The organism is Acinetobacter brisouioides (assembly GCF_004331075.1).
Taxonomy (GTDB): Bacteria; Pseudomonadota; Gammaproteobacteria; order Pseudomonadales; family Moraxellaceae; genus Acinetobacter.
On the sequence record NZ_SJNX01000004.1, the window covers coordinates 1 to 15,764 of the forward strand.

Annotated in this window: 13 protein-coding genes, 4 tRNA genes and 1 riboswitch; of the genes, 3 read left to right on the top strand and 14 right to left on the bottom strand. The window is 41.7% G+C overall.

What is annotated here, in order from left to right; genetic code table 11:
* From E0H77_RS06390 to secA, 8 genes are all read right to left on the bottom strand, one after another.
* Window positions 1-223 (bottom strand): hypothetical protein (locus E0H77_RS06390; RefSeq protein ID WP_165491502.1); only part of this gene is annotated, 223 nt, incomplete at its 3' end.
* Between the two features lie 34 nt (window positions 224-257).
* A tRNA-Pro gene (locus tag E0H77_RS06395) sits at window positions 258-334 on the bottom strand.
* A 4-nt stretch (window positions 335-338) separates the two neighbouring features.
* Window positions 339-414: transfer RNA gene (locus E0H77_RS06400), tRNA-His, on the bottom strand.
* A 37-nt stretch (window positions 415-451) separates the two neighbouring features.
* Window positions 452-528, bottom strand: a tRNA-Arg gene (locus tag E0H77_RS06405).
* A 43-nt stretch (window positions 529-571) separates the two neighbouring features.
* Window positions 572-648: transfer RNA gene (locus E0H77_RS06410), tRNA-Pro, on the bottom strand.
* 247 nt (window positions 649-895) lie between these two features.
* Window positions 896-2,116, bottom strand: coding sequence for a bifunctional glutamate N-acetyltransferase/amino-acid acetyltransferase ArgJ (argJ, locus tag E0H77_RS06415; protein ID WP_131375951.1), 1,221 nt, complete (start codon window positions 2,114-2,116; stop codon window positions 896-898).
* 138 nt (window positions 2,117-2,254) lie between these two features.
* Window positions 2,255-2,572 (bottom strand): hypothetical protein, encoded by a 318-nt coding sequence (locus E0H77_RS06420; protein ID WP_131313596.1) that lies wholly within the window; start codon window positions 2,570-2,572, stop codon window positions 2,255-2,257.
* Between the two features lie 134 nt (window positions 2,573-2,706).
* Window positions 2,707-5,436 (bottom strand): preprotein translocase subunit SecA, encoded by a 2,730-nt coding sequence (secA, locus tag E0H77_RS06425; RefSeq protein WP_131375953.1) that lies wholly within the window; start codon window positions 5,434-5,436, stop codon window positions 2,707-2,709.
* Between the two features lie 282 nt (window positions 5,437-5,718).
* Between secA and E0H77_RS06430 the strand changes: the two genes are divergently transcribed.
* Together E0H77_RS06430 and E0H77_RS06435 are read left to right on the top strand one after the other, a co-directional pair.
* Window positions 5,719-6,360: a peroxiredoxin gene (locus tag E0H77_RS06430; RefSeq protein ID WP_131375956.1), complete on the top strand. Its 642-nt coding sequence runs from the start codon at window positions 5,719-5,721 to the stop codon at window positions 6,358-6,360.
* 128 nt (window positions 6,361-6,488) lie between these two features.
* Window positions 6,489-7,088 (top strand): dual specificity protein phosphatase family protein, encoded by a 600-nt coding sequence (locus E0H77_RS06435; RefSeq protein ID WP_131375959.1) that lies wholly within the window; start codon window positions 6,489-6,491, stop codon window positions 7,086-7,088.
* Between the two features lie 2 nt (window positions 7,089-7,090).
* Here E0H77_RS06435 and E0H77_RS06440 read toward each other — a convergent pair whose 3' ends face one another.
* The 6 genes from E0H77_RS06440 to E0H77_RS06465 form a co-directional block, all read right to left on the bottom strand.
* On the bottom strand, window positions 7,091-8,230 hold the full coding sequence (locus E0H77_RS06440) for an SPOR domain-containing protein (RefSeq protein WP_131375962.1): 1,140 nt from the start codon (window positions 8,228-8,230) through the stop codon (window positions 7,091-7,093).
* Window positions 8,230-9,504 carry a bifunctional tetrahydrofolate synthase/dihydrofolate synthase gene (gene folC, locus E0H77_RS06445; protein ID WP_131375965.1) on the bottom strand — a complete coding sequence of 425 codons (1,275 nt, stop codon included), beginning with the start codon at window positions 9,502-9,504 and terminating at the stop codon, window positions 8,230-8,232. Before folC ends, E0H77_RS06440 begins: the two co-directional genes overlap by 1 nt.
* Before the next feature lies 1 nt (window position 9,505).
* Window positions 9,506-10,399 carry an acetyl-CoA carboxylase, carboxyltransferase subunit beta gene (gene accD, locus E0H77_RS06450; protein ID WP_131375968.1) on the bottom strand — a complete coding sequence of 298 codons (894 nt, stop codon included), beginning with the start codon at window positions 10,397-10,399 and terminating at the stop codon, window positions 9,506-9,508.
* A 2-nt stretch (window positions 10,400-10,401) separates the two neighbouring features.
* The gene (gene trpA / locus E0H77_RS06455; protein ID WP_131375971.1) at window positions 10,402-11,199 is read right to left on the bottom strand and encodes a tryptophan synthase subunit alpha; all 798 of its coding nucleotides are present in this window, start codon (window positions 11,197-11,199) and stop codon (window positions 10,402-10,404) included.
* A 422-nt stretch (window positions 11,200-11,621) separates the two neighbouring features.
* Window positions 11,622-12,851 (bottom strand): tryptophan synthase subunit beta, encoded by a 1,230-nt coding sequence (gene trpB / locus E0H77_RS06460; protein WP_131375974.1) that lies wholly within the window; start codon window positions 12,849-12,851, stop codon window positions 11,622-11,624.
* Window positions 12,826-13,476 carry a phosphoribosylanthranilate isomerase gene (locus E0H77_RS06465; RefSeq protein ID WP_131375977.1) on the bottom strand — a complete coding sequence of 217 codons (651 nt, stop codon included), beginning with the start codon at window positions 13,474-13,476 and terminating at the stop codon, window positions 12,826-12,828. Before E0H77_RS06465 ends, trpB begins: the two co-directional genes overlap by 26 nt.
* A gap of 134 nt (window positions 13,477-13,610) precedes the next feature.
* Window positions 13,611-13,803, top strand: a riboswitch (cobalamin riboswitch).
* 23 nt (window positions 13,804-13,826) lie between these two features.
* Here E0H77_RS06465 and E0H77_RS06470 point away from each other — a divergent pair.
* A complete protein-coding gene (locus E0H77_RS06470) occupies window positions 13,827-15,713 on the top strand; it encodes a TonB-dependent receptor plug domain-containing protein (protein WP_131375980.1) in 1,887 nt (628 codons plus the stop codon).
* The last annotated feature ends 51 nt before the right edge of the window (window positions 15,714-15,764 follow it).

Sequence of the window (15,764 nt, forward strand, 5' to 3'; positions counted from 1 at the left end):
GAATAGCGAATAGCGAATAGCGAATAGCGAATAGCGAATAGCGAATAGCGAATAGCGAATAGCGAATAGCGAATAGCGAATAGCGAATAGCGAATAGCGAATAGCGAATAGCGAATAGCGAATAGCGAATAGCGAATAGCGAATAGCGAATAGCGAATAGCGAATAGCGAATAGCGAATAGCGAATAGTATATAAAATCAGAAATGCAAGAAATTTTAGACATAAAAAAACCGCATTTAAGCGGATTCTTTAATAATTGGTCGGAGCAGTAGGATTCGAACCTACGACCCCCTGGTCCCAAACCAGGTGCACTACCAGGCTGTGCTATGCTCCGAAATTGGGGTGAATGATGGGGCTCGAACCCACGACAACCGGAATCACAATCCGGGGCTCTACCAACTGAGCTACATCCACCATAGTTTTGGTTCTATTATCAGACTACCAATAAAACTGGTGCGCCTGACAGGATTCGAACCTGTGACCATCCGCTTAGAAGGCGGATGCTCTATCCAACTGAGCTACAGGCGCTTAATCGATGATAAAACATCATGCGATGACTGCCTTGAGGAATTGGTCGGAGCAGTAGGATTCGAACCTACGACCCCCTGGTCCCAAACCAGGTGCACTACCAGGCTGTGCTATGCTCCGATTCATCTCAGCTTTCGCTGTATCGCACATCTGTGCGGTACGGTGTGCATTCTAGGCGTGAGTCCTGTTTTGGTCAATACCTTGAATCAAAAAAATATGCTTTTCTTTACTCAAAAGCTTATTTATTCAGCATTTTTATCATTTTCGTGTTTTTTTTAAACATTTTTCTCTTATTTTCAAGCATCTATCTCACAAAAAAATAAAGCCCCATCTAAAGATGAGGCTTTTAAAACATCAAAATAGTCAATTATGAACGATAATCTGCGTTGATTTTAACGTAGTCATAAGATAAATCGCAGGTATACACCGTATCTTTTGCTGTACCACGCCCCAAATCAACTCGAATGGTCATTTCAGATTGTTGCATCACGCGTGCGCCTGCTTCTTCTGTGTAGTCTGCGGCGGCACCACCATCTTTGCAAAGTTGAACTTCATCGAGCCAAACCTGAACTTTTTCAACATTCAAATCTTGAATTTTGGCATAGCCAATCGCACACAAGATACGCCCCCAGTTTGGATCTGACGCAAAAATTGCGGTTTTAACCAATGGTGAATGTGCGATGCTATATGCAACTTCACAGCATTCATCGGTATTTTGTCCACCTTCAACCGTTACAGTAATGAATTTGGTTGCCCCTTCACCATCACGCACGATGAGTTGAGCCAAGCGCTTCATAACATGAGTCAAAACTTCTGCAACGATTGCATAGCGAGCATCATCTGCTGACTGGATTTCTTGACCACCCGCCTGACCTGTTGCTACAAAGATGCAAGAATCATTGGTTGAGGTATCACCATCAATGGTGATACGGTTAAAAGACTGATCTGCAGCATCTTTCAAAAGCTTTTGCACAAGATCACGTGCAACAGGTGCATCAGTTGCAACAAAAGAAAGCATGGTTGCCATATTTGGGCGAATCATACCCGCACCTTTACTGATACCTGTCATAGTGTAAGTTACACCATCTAACTGGAACTGTTCAGATGCACCTTTTGGCGTGGTATCTGTAGTCATAATGCCTTTAGCAGCATCACTCCAAGCATCAGCTTGCAAACTGTCAAATGCAGGCTGTAAACCTGCAATAATTCGATCGACAGGTAATTGCTCGCCAATCACACCTGTTGAAAATGGCAGTATTTCCTGTGTTGTTACGCTTGCAACATTTGCCAACGCTTCACAAATTTTTTGTGCATTTTGCAAACCTAATGCGCCTGTACCTGCATTGGCATTGCCTGTATTAATCACTAAATAACGGGCATTTTTTTCTAGCAAATGTGCTTTCGATATACGCACGGGCGCTGCGCAAAAAGCATTTTGAGTGAACACGCCTGCAACGTGCGAGCCTTCAGCAAACTCAAAGATCACTAGATCTCGTCGGTTTGGGTAACGTACATGCGCTTCTGTAGAGCCAATTTTTACACCTTTTACCACATGCATAAGTGGCATTGTAACGTCACCAACAGCCATTTTAATAATCCATTTTTAGAAGTGAAATAAAGTTCTAGCTTATTAGATCTGTCAGTAAAAATCGAGTCTCTGCAAAACAAACCCCATGAAAAAACCAGCCATATTGGCTGGTTTTTTCTATCGTATTTAACAAATCGACTATTTAGATTGTTCCATACTAAGTAACGACTGTTCAGCTTTTTGCTGACTTTCTACAGACAATGCTGGATTTGTTGCCACAATGCGCTTTACTGTTAAAGTGTTTGCAGGTGCAATCGCTGTTGTTTGAATTTGAATCAAGCGTCCTTGTGTATCACCCAGCGCATAACGGATTCCAGTACGCGGGCTAACCACCATAGTCGTGTTACCTTGTACAATGGTTTGTGCAGTTGTGATAACCGATTGTGTCTCTGCAGCAAAGCTTAAGCCTGGAGCAAGACATAAAGACAGCCATAGGGCCTGTTTAATTTTTTTCATGGTCATACCAATACTTTAAGGTTTTACACAGTGAATTTTGCCTGAAAGTGTACTGGAATTTGGTGACTGAGCCTATGACCTTGCAATAAAAAAGCAGAACATCTTGTTCTGCTTTTGTAAAAGTGCTGTCAGACTTAAATCTTGCCGTGACATTGCTTATATTTTAGACCTGAACCACATGGGCACGGCGCATTACGGCTGGCTGGTGGAATCACTGCATCTTTAGTCAAGCTAAATTCAGACTCTGTATCTTCCTCGTTACTGTCCATCAGTGTTGCCCCTGTCAATCCATCGACATTGTCATGTTCAAATGACAAACGCATCGAATCTGCCTGCTGTTGCTGACGTGCTTCCATTTCTGCAAGCTCTTCAGGTGTTGGTACATGCACCAAAGATAAGTCAGTAACGACATCTGATTTGATCGCACCCAACATATTCACAAACAAGTTAAAGGCTTCTTTTTTGTATTCCTGCTCAGGATTTTTCTGCGCATAGCCACGCAAATGAATCCCCTGACGCAAATAGTCCATTGCAGCCAAGTGATCTTTCCAGTGACGGTCAAGCGCATTGAGCACAAAATGACGTTCTAGCATTGCGGCTGAATCTGCGCCCATTTGTTCACGACGAGCACGATAACGTGCAACCACCTCATCGGCAATACGTTCAACTAGACCTTCTTCATCGAGACGGCGCTCTTCATCAAGCCATTGCTGAATAGGTAATTCAATACCCAAATCGGTGCTCAGCGCTTTTTCCAAGCCCTCAATATCCCACTGATCATGAATCGACTCAGGTGGAACAAAGTTGGCTATCAAGCCCTTCATGACATCATGATGCATTTCTTCAACATACTCTTGCAGGGTATTTTCTGCCAAGACTGCATCACGTTGTGAGTAAATGATTTTACGCTGCTCGTTATTGACATCATCGTATTTCAACAAGTTTTTACGAATGTCAAAGTTACGTGCTTCAACTTTACGCTGTGCATTTTCAATTGAGCGACTCACCATTTTATGTTCAATGGCTTCATCTTCTTTTAGACCCATTGCACGCATCATGCCAACCACACGGTCGCCTGCAAAAATACGCATCAAATCATCTTCTAAAGACAAATAGAAACGTGAAACACCTGGGTCACCCTGACGCCCTGCACGACCACGCAACTGGTTGTCGATACGGCGTGATTCATGACGTTCTGAACCAACAATATGCAAACCACCTGCACTCAAAACAATCTCGTGGTCACGCTGCCATTCGGCTTTCAAACGCGCTTCATCTTCCGCAGTCGGATTTTCAATTTTTGCAAGTTTGGCTTTCCAGTTACCACCAAGTAAAATGTCAGTACCACGACCTGCCATATTGGTCGCAATCGTGACTGAATCTGGACTACCTGCTTGGGCAATAATATCCGCTTCGCGTTCATGCTGTTTTGCATTCAGAACTTCATGCTTAATGCCCGCCGCAGTCAGTTTTTGCGATAAGATTTCACTGGCTTCAATGGTTGCCGTACCCACCAAAATTGGTGCGCGAGTTTCCTGAATGCGTTTAATTTCTGCCACAATCGCACTGTATTTGCCATTACGATTGAGGTAAATCAGGTCATTATGGTCTTGACGAACCATTGGGCGATGGGTTGGAATCAGAACTACATCTAGACCATAAATTTCTTTCATTTCTGCCGCTTCTGTATCAGCAGTCCCCGTCATACCTGAAAGTTTTTTGTATAAACGGAAATAGTTTTGGAATGTTGTGGTTGCTAGTGTTTGGTTTTCGGGTTGGATTTCCAAGCCTTCTTTAGCTTCTACGGCTTGGTGCAAGCCTTCAGACCAACGACGACCAGGCATGGTACGACCTGTATGCTCATCGACAATGACCACTTCACCATTGTGAATGATGTAATGCACATCGCGCTGGAACAGGAAGTGCGCACGAATTGCCGCAGATACATGATGAACCAAATTCAAATTGGTAGCGGAGTACAAACTCTCGCCTTCTTGCAACAACCCCATCTGGATCAATTCGCTTTCTACAGCTTCATAACCCACTTCAGTCATTTCAACTGAACGCTGTTTTTCATCAATCCAGAAATGCCCGCCATCAGCCACTTTTTCTTCTTTTTGTGGATGCAGTTTTGGCGCAATCGCATTAATTGCAGCATAAAGTTGTGATGAATCTTCACTTTGACCTGAAATGATCAGTGGTGTACGCGCTTCATCAATCAAGATAGAGTCGACTTCATCAATGATGGTATAAACTAAACCACGCTGTTTTTTCTCAGCCAGAGAAAACACCATGTTATCACGCAAATAGTCAAAACCAAATTCGTTGTTGGTTCCGTAAGTAATGTCTGCTTTGTAAGCAAGAGCTTTTTCATCTGGCGCTTGCATCGAGTAAATCGTGCCAACCGTCAAACCCAAGAACTCAAACAATGGGCGGTTTAACTCTGCATCACGCTGTGCTAAGTAATCGTTCACGGTAATAACATGCACGCCCTGACCTGTTAGCGCATTTAAATAACATGCCAAGGTCGCCATCAGGGTTTTACCCTCACCTGTACGCATTTCGGCAATTTTACCTTCATGCAAGGTAATACCACCGATGAGCTGCACATCATAGTGACGCATCCCCATAATCCGTTTACCTGCTTCACGGCAGACCGCAAACGCTTCGGGCAACAAATCGTCTAAACTTACCCCAGTTTGATAACGATCTTTAAATTCTTGAGTTTTTGCAGACAAATCTGCATCGCTAAGAGCGGCTATCGTCGGTTCGAGCGCATTAATTTTCTCGACAATTTTACGCATGCGTTTCAGTTCGCGCTCATTTTTTGTACCGAAGATACCTCCGATCAGACCTGCCAACATGGATAAGCTCTCTAAATTTTGCTAGTCAAAAATGAAAAATGAATTTCTAATTACACGTTATTATGGAGTTAGATTTTTGAAGTACAAGTTTTTTACGTAAAAAGCCGCATTTTTTTTCAACTTATCCACTTTGAATCACACTAATCACCATTAAAAAATTTAATCTAAAAACTTCTTACTTATCTTTTTTATTCATATCAACATAAGAAAGCTATATTTTCTATGCAAAAGAACTGGTTCATAGTGAAACACATCAACCCATAAAAAGTTTTGAGGTTTCACATGAGCTTACGTCTTGGCGATACTGCCCCAAATTTTCAGCAACAATCTAGTGAAGAGCAAATCGATTTATATCAATATTTAGGTCAGCATTGGGGCATTTTATTTTCACACCCTGCGGACTATACACCTGTATGTACCACCGAACTCGGTTATACGGCGAAACTGCAAGATGAGTTTGCAAAACGTGATGTCAAAGCGATTGCCTTGTCTGTCGATGATGTTGAGTCACATCAAGGCTGGATTAAAGACATTAACGAAACTCAAGCGACAACTGTTAACTTTCCAATTTTGGCAGATAAAGATCGTAAAGTTTCTGAGCTATATGGTTTCTTGCATCCAAATGCCAGTGAAACCACTACGGTTCGTTCTTTAGTGATTATTGACCCGAATAAAAAAGTCCGTTTAATCATTACTTATCCTGCATCAACAGGGCGTAATTTCAACGAAATTTTGCGTGTTATTGATTCACTACAATTAACCGACCACTATAAAGTGGCCACCCCTGCCAACTGGCAACAAGGGGATGATGTGGTGATTGTTCCAAGCCTTAAAGATGAAGATGAGTTAAAACAGCGTTTTCCTAAAGGCTATACTGCCGTAAAACCCTATTTACGCTTAACTCCACAACCCAATCTGGACTAAATTCTTATAAAAAAAAACTGTATGTAAATTTCTCCAAGCCTATTTTTTAATAGGCTTTTTTTTACACAAAATCTGCTGCAACATGCCGAAATTTTTATTAAGTTAAAGCAATTCTACGACGAATGTTCATGATCATGCAGGTTCGATCTTATCGCTGGTTTATCATCGCCATAACCACTGGTGTGTTTTTACAAGGCTGTATGCAAAGCAGCGCTTTACCCGATACTCAGCGCCCTACAAATTGGGGAGTTGCTGTCGATAAACACTACAATTTTTATCGTGTTAACTCATGGTTATATCGGAGTGAACAACCTTCATCCGAGCTTTTAGCAGATTTACAACAACAGCAGATTGATATTGTGATTAACCTGCGTGTGCATAATGAAGATCGTCAATTACTGCAATCGACCCATATTCAACTGTTTCATATTCCAATCAATACTTGGGATATTCAGCGGCAGGATATTCTCAAAGTCATGCAAATTTTACAGGCAGCAAAGAGCGAGCATAAAAAGGTACTGATTCATTGTTATCATGGCTCAGACCGTACAGGTGCAATGGTAGCCATGTCACGCATCTTATTGGAAAACTGGTCAGTTAATGATGCCGTAAACGAAATGAAACACGGAGGCTATGGCTTTCACCCAATCTGGATGAATATTAACTGGTTATTTAAATCCGAAAATATTGACTGGATGCGCCAGCAACTGGCACACCCAACCCAATAAAATTAACGTTGATCGAGTGGCACCCAGTCAATAATCCACGCTGATTTCATACCTAAACTGCTATCAGCTTGGATTTTTCGACGTGCTGTATCTGCAGTTTCACGGTCTTTCGCAGGTCCCACCATCACCCGAATTCCTTTTGAGGTTTGGCTGGTCACGACTTTATAGCCTTTGGCACGCAACCTAGATACAGTCGCATCTGCATTGGCTTGGTTTGCCGCAAGTGCAACCTGTACCATCCATTTTTTCTTACCTTCCAGCAAATCTCGTGCTTTATCAGCATCCGCTTTTTTGTCTTTTTTCTTAATCTCCGTATCTTGATCATCATCTGCTTTTTTCTTCGCATCTAAAGCAGCTTTATGTTTGGCTTCTAGTGCCTTTTTATGTTTTACTTCTGCAGCATCAGCTCTACGCTTTTCTTCTGCATCAGCCTGACGTTTTTCTTCCGCATCCGCTTTTTTCTGTGCTTCTAATTCAGCTTTCTTCTTGGCTACTGCGCGACGATGAGCTTCTTCATCTGCTTTCTTTTGTTCATCTGCTTCTGCTTTTTTCCTAGCTTCTCGTTCAACCTGCTTTTTCGCCTCCAAATCAGCCTGTTTTTTCGCTTCTGCATTTGCTTTTTTCTTAGCATCTACAGCCGCTTGATGCTTGGCTGTTTCATCATCAGCGAGCTTCTTTTTTGCAGTAGAATCTACCTGATGTTGTTGATCTACGGCTTTGTTTTTGCTGTCAGGCTTAACCTCAGGTGGAATATTGTCAGAATCGCCCTGCCCTGTACGGCGTTTATTAATTTCTGCATATTCTTCTGCCGCCTTACGTGCAGCGTCGGCTTCTGCCTGCTGCTGCTGCTGTAGATATTGCTGAGTACGCGCTTCTTGTTCTGCTACCGCCCGCTCACGTGAACGCTTCTGCTCTTCAAGCAAGCGTTTTTCCGTTTCAACATCAACAGTTAATGGCTGCAAAGGCTGCATATTGCCAGTTTTTTGCGTTGTTTTTTGTTGCTGTGCTATTGTCGTCTGGGCTGAGGGAGTGGCTTTATGCTTTAATTCTTGTGTGCCTTTGACCAGCAGCGCAGCAAGCAGCACACCACCTCCCAATAAAACAACGCCTCCCATCCAACGTTGTTTGTTATTCATTGACATTATTCAATGTACTCCCAAACCGCTTCTAAGGTATGAAACGAACCACAAACTAAAATCAGTTGTTGATCTTCTACATGATCCAGAGCAGATTGAAAAGCCTCTTTCACATTTGCAAAATGTTGTGTCGCTGTATTGTGTAAAGCTTGTTGGATTTTCTCAAGTCTTGCCGCACGAGGTACTGTCAACTCTGCAATATGCCATTTAGACACCACAGGGCTGAGTAACTCAATGACAGAATCTATATCTTTATCAGCAAGCATGGAAAAAACTGCAACGACTTCAACATACTGTTTATTGTATTGCATGAATTTCTGCAATTGCTTTAACAAAAACTCAACACCATGCGGATTATGTCCCGCATCAAAAATCACCGTTTTATGATGAATTTGACGAACTTCAAAACGCCCTGCAATTTTTGCAGTTTGAATTCCTGCGTGAATTGCCTGATCAGAAACTGTTAATCCACTGACTAAAATAGCAGCAACTGCGGTTGAAATATTATCGAGCGCCAAATGTCCTTTTGGTAAAACCAGTGTTGATGCAGGAGTCGCAAATAGCCACGTTTCTGCACTTTTTTCCTGATAAAAATAATCACGATTGAGTACATATAACTGTGCCTGACATTCTTGCACTTTATCTTGAATTGCTTGTGGAAGCTGTTGCTGCCCTGCAAAAATCACAGGAATGTTTGGACGAATAATACCTGCTTTTTCAAAGGCAATTTTTTCAATGGTATCACCAAGCCAATCGACATGATCTAAACCAATATTGGTAATGACTGCAACATCAGGCTCAATTACATTGACTACGTCTAAACGTCCCCCGAGCCCAATTTCCAGCACCCAGACATCACACTGTTTTTGCTGAAAAATCAGAAATGCTGCCAGCGTTGTGGCTTCAAAAAACGATAGGCTTAAACCACATTCACGACGGGCTTGATCGACTTGTACAAAAGCATCAACCAACTCTTGATCGGTTGCTTCCAAGCCTGAAATTTTGACACGTTCGTTAAAGTGGTAGATATGCGGAGATTGGTAAAGTGCCACCTTATAACCTGCCTGCTGTAAAATAGCGGCGATGGTGGTCGTAGTTGAACCTTTACCATTGGTTCCTGCAACAGTAATGACTTTGGCAGAAGTTTGAGTCACATTTAATTTTTGAGCAACAGGAATGACGCGCTCTAAGCCCAAATCAATTCCTGTTACATGCACATGACCCCAATAGTTGAGCCATGTGTAAAGACTATCCGTAGCTTGTGGTGCTATTGTGTTCAATTTAGATGTTCATCAGCTTACTTACGATTCGATATACAGTATCACGTAATGCATGACGATGAACAATTTGATCGACCACACCATGATCAAGCAAATATTCAGCACGTTGGAACGGTTCTTCGAGTTTTTCGCGAACAGTTTGTTCAATAACACGTTTACCCGCAAAGCCAATCATCGCTTTCGGTTCAGCAATATGAACATCACCTAACATTGCCAATGATGCAGTCACACCACCATATACAGGGTGAGTTAAGACCACGATATAAGGCAAGCCAGCTGCTTTCACTTTTTCAATTGCAGCAGCAGTACGCGCCATTTGCATCAAAGACAACATGCCTTCTTGCATACGCGCACCACCTGAAGCAGCAAAACAAATGAACGGTTGTTTTTTCGCAATTGCGCTTTCAGCTGCTTGTACAAAACGGTCACCCACTACAGTGCCCATTGAACCGCCCATAAAGTCGAATTCAAAAGCACAAGCCGTCATTGCTACGCCTTTTAAAGTGCCTTGCAATACGATCAATGCTTCAGATTCACCTGTTTTCTTTTGCGCTTCTTGCATACGTGCAGGATATGGCTTGCTATCTACAAAGTTCAATGGATCTTTGGCACTAAATTCCTGACCAAGCTCGGTATCGACTTGATCGAAAAACCAAGTTAAACGCTCGCGCGCGCGCATACGCAAATGCTCATCACACTGAGGGCAAACATAAGCATTAAAGCTCATTGCTGTTAGTGAGATCAGTGAACGGCACTCTGGACATTCAACTGTCGGTTCAGTAAAACTTGCCTTTAATGTTTCTTGGGCATCTGGCACATGGATTCCAGGAACTGGGCGATCAGTCCAAGGTGTCGATGGGTTCAGAACTTTACTTGGTTTAACTTCTTGATTCATATTCACTCATCGAGCGCAGCTCGAAGCTCCTTGACTTTATTAACCGTTTGTTCTGCGGCTTGTTCCGGTGGCAACGTTGCAAAAGGCTTAACGAGAGCACTACCGACAATCACGGCATCAGCAACTGCAGCCATGGCTTTTGCAGATTGTGCATCGTTAATCCCAAAACCGACCCCAACAGGAATGCTGGTTTGTGCTTTAATTTTCTCGATACGTTTTGCTGCTTCAGACGTATCTAAAGTTGCTGCGCCTGTTACACCTTTCAGTGACACATAATAAATAAAACCACTGGCTTGTTTTATGACATGTTGAATACGTTCATCAGTTGACGTTGGTGCTAAAAGAAAAATCTGATTCATGTCGTATTGGCTTAGCACCTGATTCAACTGCTCAGATTCTTCTGGCGGCAAGTCCACCAACAAAATACCATCGACACCACTTTCATGGGCTTTTTCAACAAAATTCTCATAACCAATGACTTCTATAGGGTTTAAATAGCCCATCAAAACTACTGGCGTTTCTTGATCTTTTTGGCGAAATTCTTTGACCATAGCCAAAGCATCTAGGGTATTTGTCCCACCCGCAAGTGCTCGCTCTGCAGCAAGTGCAATTACAGGACCATCTGCCATTGGATCAGAAAAAGGCAAGCCCAATTCGATCACATCAACACCTGCATCAACCATGCGATGCAATAATGGTACTGTAACCTCTGGATGAGGGTCGCCCGCCATAACATAAGAAACCAAAGCTTTTTGTTGTTTAGATTGAAGCTGTTCAAAACGTGTGGCTAGACGAGACATAGATTTTACTTTCCTTGCATGAAAATAGTGTGTGCTGTGTTTACATGACACCGCATTGTAACGCTATTTTTTATACATTGCACAGCGCCAAAAGCTGCCTGATTTGATTCAACATTTATGAAACAATCCGCAAGCTACATTAATCAATATTTGATAGTTTTTCTCAATGATCAAACATTCCTAATTTTTAGGCATATTCTGAATTGCTTTTTTGACTTAACACGGAATTTATAATTAATAAAAACATATAAAACAATAAATTAAATAAATGTATAAGCTTTATTCACATGGCAAAATGTTTGCACACGCTTAAAATTTATTCGGCCTATTCATCCTCAGTATTCTGCTTTTTTTGTAAAAATGTCTCAAAAACAAAAGGCGGGCTGTAATCAGCCCGCCTTTCTTTTGATCAAAATATTGTTTTACAGTTCAACCAGCGGAATGCCATCTATACGTGCAACAGTCAGTAAATCTTTATCGCCACGGCCTGATACGGTTGCGATAATGATCTGATCTTTCGACATGGTTGGTGCAAGTTTGGTGACATAAGCCATAGCGTGTGAGCTTTCAAGCGCAGGAATAATACCTTCAATCTGGGTCAAGTCACGGAAACCTTGCAATGCTTCTTCATCGTTGATTGGGACATATTGTACACGCTTCATGTCTTTTAAGAAGCTGTGCTCTGGTCCAACACCAGGGTAATCAAGACCCGCAGAAATACTGTGGGTTTCAATAATCTGACCTTGAGCATCACTCATCAGGTAAGTACGGTTACCATGCAATACGCCAACATGTCCAGCATTTAAAGGTGCTGAGTGTTTACCTGTTTCAATACCATGACCTGCAGCTTCAACACCATACATTTTGACATCGTAGTCGTTCAAGAATGGATAGAATAAGCCCATGGCATTTGAACCACCGCCAACACAGGCAACAAGTGCATCAGGTAACCGCCCTGCTTGCGCTAAGATTTGCTGACGTGCTTCGCGTCCAATGATCGACTGAAAATCACGTACCAACTGTGGATATGGATGTGGTCCTGCCACAGTCCCAATCACATAATACGTGCTGTCGACATTACTCACCCAATCGCGCATCGCTTCATTTAATGCATCTTTGAGTGTTTTTGAACCACTTTCAACAGGAACTACTTTTGCACCCAGTAGGCGCATACGGTATACATTCATGGCTTGACGTTTTACGTCTTCAGCACCCATGTAAACCACACACTCCAGTCCTAAACGTGCAGCAATGGTGGCAGTTGCCACGCCGTGCTGACCTGCACCTGTTTCGGCAATAATGCGTTTTTTGCCAGATAACTTAGCCAGCAAGGCTTGACCAATTGTATTGTTTACTTTGTGAGAACCTGTGTGGTTAAGGTCTTCACGTTTTAGGTAAATTTGCGCACCACCTAAATGTTTAGACCATCGTTCAGCATGATAAAGTGGACTTGGACGGCCAACATAGTAAGCCAAATCACGGTCAAATTCTGCCAAAAACGCTGGATCATTTTTCATTCTGTTATACAGATTTTCTAAATCTTGTAATGCAGCCATTAATGTTTCTGACACGAATCGTCCGCCATGAATGCCAAAGTGTCCTTTAGCATCTGGATATTGTGTATAGTCAATCACTTCGTTTTGCTGATCCACAATGGACTCCTTGCATAAATTTTTTGATTAATCGTTGATCTTTAATCCCTTTTTGAGCTTCCACCCCACCACTCACATCAACCGCAAAAGGCTGTGTCAGTGCAATTGCCTCGGCAATATTGTCAGGGTTCAAGCCCCCAGCCAGAATCAGTGGAATATCCAGTTTCGGGAATTGCGACCAATCAAATTGTAAACCTGTCCCACCCTTTAAGTCAGGATGCCAAGCATCGAGTAAGATAGCACTTGCGCCCGCTTGTTGGTAGCGTTGAATTTCGTTTATTAAGTTTAAATCAGGCTTGACCTGAATCGCTTTATACCAACGGCGTTTCGTGACTTGTGCAATCTGCCGACACATTTCAGGGCTTTCATCGCCATGTAATTGCAATACATCTAACGCAACATTTTGCAGCATAGCCAAGATTTCTTCGGCACTGGCATTTACAAATAACCCGACCGTTTGCACATAAGGCGGAATATGTGCCAGCAAGTGCTGGGCTTGCTCTACAGTGACGGAACGAGGGCTAGGCGGATAAAAGACTAAGCCTATCGCATCTGCACCCGCCTGTACCACACTGTGAATATCTTCTACTCGGGTAATTCCACAAATTTTTGCTCTGGTTCGCATAGATCATCTGGTTTAATAAAAAGCATACTGCCGATTAAAACGGAAAACAGACCATAAAATCTAGAGACGATTACAGCTTTCAACACAATCTATGTCTGTTGATTGTTTCACTCATGTAAAGCCCGTATACTTTAGCGCAATTTATAGCAACAAGTTTTAGGGAAGTTGGTGAAAACCCAACACTGCCCCCGCAGCGGTAACAATGAAACGCATATTGTTTGAGTCATTCACTCACGTCACTGTTTTTTAAAATGGGAAGACGAATATGTTGGTTATATCTGTAACTATATTGCAAGTCCGAAGACCTGCTTGTTGTTTACTTCGATGAATCATTCACGGGGAGTGAATGTATGGAGCAAACCATGTTTCTTTTTAAGCCCACTGCGTTAGCCGGTGCGATTGCGCTTGCAACAAGTTTTTTAGCAACAGCTCATGCAGCAGATAACCAAACCGCAAACAACGACCAAGATGTCGCACCTTTAGATACAATTGTTGTAACGGCATCTCGCACCGCAGAGCCAATCAAGAATGTTCCTGCACGAATTGATGTGATTGACAGCAAGGCGATTGAGCAAATACCGATAGCAGGCTTACCATATTTATTACAGCAAGATGCTTCTATTAATATGGTGCAAAGTGGTGGTTATGGTCAGCTTTCTTCCATATTTCTACGCGGTGCTGAATCCGATCATACGCTAGTTTTAAAAGATGGTGTTCGCTTAAACTCAGCATCATCAGGCACAGCTAGCCTTGCCTTTTTAGATACTTCAGATATTGAAAAAGTAGAAATCCTTAAAGGTCCTGCTTCAGTATTATATGGTTCTGATGCTATTGCTGGTGTTGTCCAACTTATCTCTAAAATCCCTCAAAAAAACTCAGCATTTCTTACTACAGAATATGGTGAAAATAATACTTACAAAACCATTATTGGTGGTGACTTAGCTTCAAATGGTTTCTATGCACAAGTTCGAGGGCAAAGCCTTGAAACAGATGGCACAAAAGTTACTGACCTATCAGGGAATGGAATTAAATCTGCGGGCTATGATCAAAAAGGCTTTAGTACTAAAGTTGGCGTAGAAAAAGAACGTTTTGGAATTTCTATTGATTACTCTCAAAATCAAGGAAAAAGCGCGTATGATTCATACAATTTCGATGGTTCTCTAATTTCTGAAGACTTTCAAAATCAGATGATCAATATTAAAGGTCATTTTAATGTACTCGATACTCTGTCTTTAAATGCTCGGCTATCTCAATTCAACGATGACCTAGATCAAAATGATCCTAACTATCTAGGTGCTTTTGATTTTGTTCATAGTAAAACTCAAGAAGCAGAGCTTTATGGAAAATGGCAATTTACTCCAAGTCAAAATCTATTAATTGGATCAACCTATCGTAATCTTGATGGAGATGTTCTCTCTTATGGTTTACCGTATAAAGAAAGCATAGATTCAGCTGGTTACTATATTCAACATCAATATAATAATAATGGCTTAAGTACCCAAGTAGGTGCTCGTTTAGAAGACAACCAAAAATATGGTTCGCATACTGTTGGTCAAGCTGCGATTCGCTACCAAATTTTACCAATGACAAGCATATATGCAAATGCGGGAACAGCCTTTAAATCACCAACTCTAAATGAGTTATATGCTTATCAAGGCAATCCTAATTTAAAACCTGAAGAAAGTACGTCTTATGAAATTGGTTTAGATCAAACGCTAAATCATGGCTTGTCTACAGGCTTCTCGCTATATCATACTGATGTAGATCATTTGATTGCCACAGGAAGCAATAATATTCTAACCAATATTAATAAAGCGACCTATGAAGGTGGTGAAGTTTACTTAAATTGGAAACAAAACGACCTATTTGCAAAAACCTCTTATAGCTATGTTAAAGCAACCAATAAACAAACAAATACAGATCTAAATCGCCGTCCACGTCAAAGCTTTACTGTAACGGTTGGTCTAGAAAATCAGATTTATGGTCTAAGCACGTCACTTGTTGCAAAATCACATTCAAAAGACTTTGCTGATTGGCCTTCAACAACTTTAAATAATGATCCAGGTTATACAACTGTTAATTTCAATGCTTACTGGAACGTACTTCCATACTTAAAGCTTTTCACAAATATAGAGAATATCGGCGATGTTAAATACAAAACCGCATACTATGGCTATGGAAACTATTATGTAAATGGTGGTCGTCTAGCCACTGTTGGGGTGACATTAAGCTTCTAAACTTTAAAAAAAGTATTTTATCAGCGCATTTTTATGGATAATGTTTGTAAA

Excerpts from the sequence above, each read along its gene's own strand:
- argJ (WP_131375951.1), bottom strand. The coding sequence starts at position 2,116 with ATGGCTGTTGGTGACGTTACAATGCCACTTATGCATGTGGTAAAAGGT.
- E0H77_RS06420 (WP_131313596.1), bottom strand. The coding sequence starts at position 2,572 with ATGAAAAAAATTAAACAGGCCCTATGGCTGTCTTTATGTCTTGCTCCA.
- secA (WP_131375953.1), bottom strand. The coding sequence starts at position 5,436 with ATGTTGGCAGGTCTGATCGGAGGTATCTTCGGTACAAAAAATGAGCGC.
- E0H77_RS06430 (WP_131375956.1), top strand. The coding sequence starts at position 5,719 with ATGAGCTTACGTCTTGGCGATACTGCCCCAAATTTTCAGCAACAATCT.
- E0H77_RS06435 (WP_131375959.1), top strand. The coding sequence starts at position 6,489 with ATGATCATGCAGGTTCGATCTTATCGCTGGTTTATCATCGCCATAACC.
- E0H77_RS06440 (WP_131375962.1), bottom strand. The coding sequence starts at position 8,230 with ATGTCAATGAATAACAAACAACGTTGGATGGGAGGCGTTGTTTTATTG.
- accD (WP_131375968.1), bottom strand. The coding sequence starts at position 10,399 with ATGAATCAAGAAGTTAAACCAAGTAAAGTTCTGAACCCATCGACACCT.
- trpA (WP_131375971.1), bottom strand. The coding sequence starts at position 11,199 with ATGTCTCGTCTAGCCACACGTTTTGAACAGCTTCAATCTAAACAACAA.
- E0H77_RS06465 (WP_131375977.1), bottom strand. The coding sequence starts at position 13,476 with ATGCGAACCAGAGCAAAAATTTGTGGAATTACCCGAGTAGAAGATATT.
- E0H77_RS06470 (WP_131375980.1), top strand. The coding sequence starts at position 13,827 with ATGGAGCAAACCATGTTTCTTTTTAAGCCCACTGCGTTAGCCGGTGCG.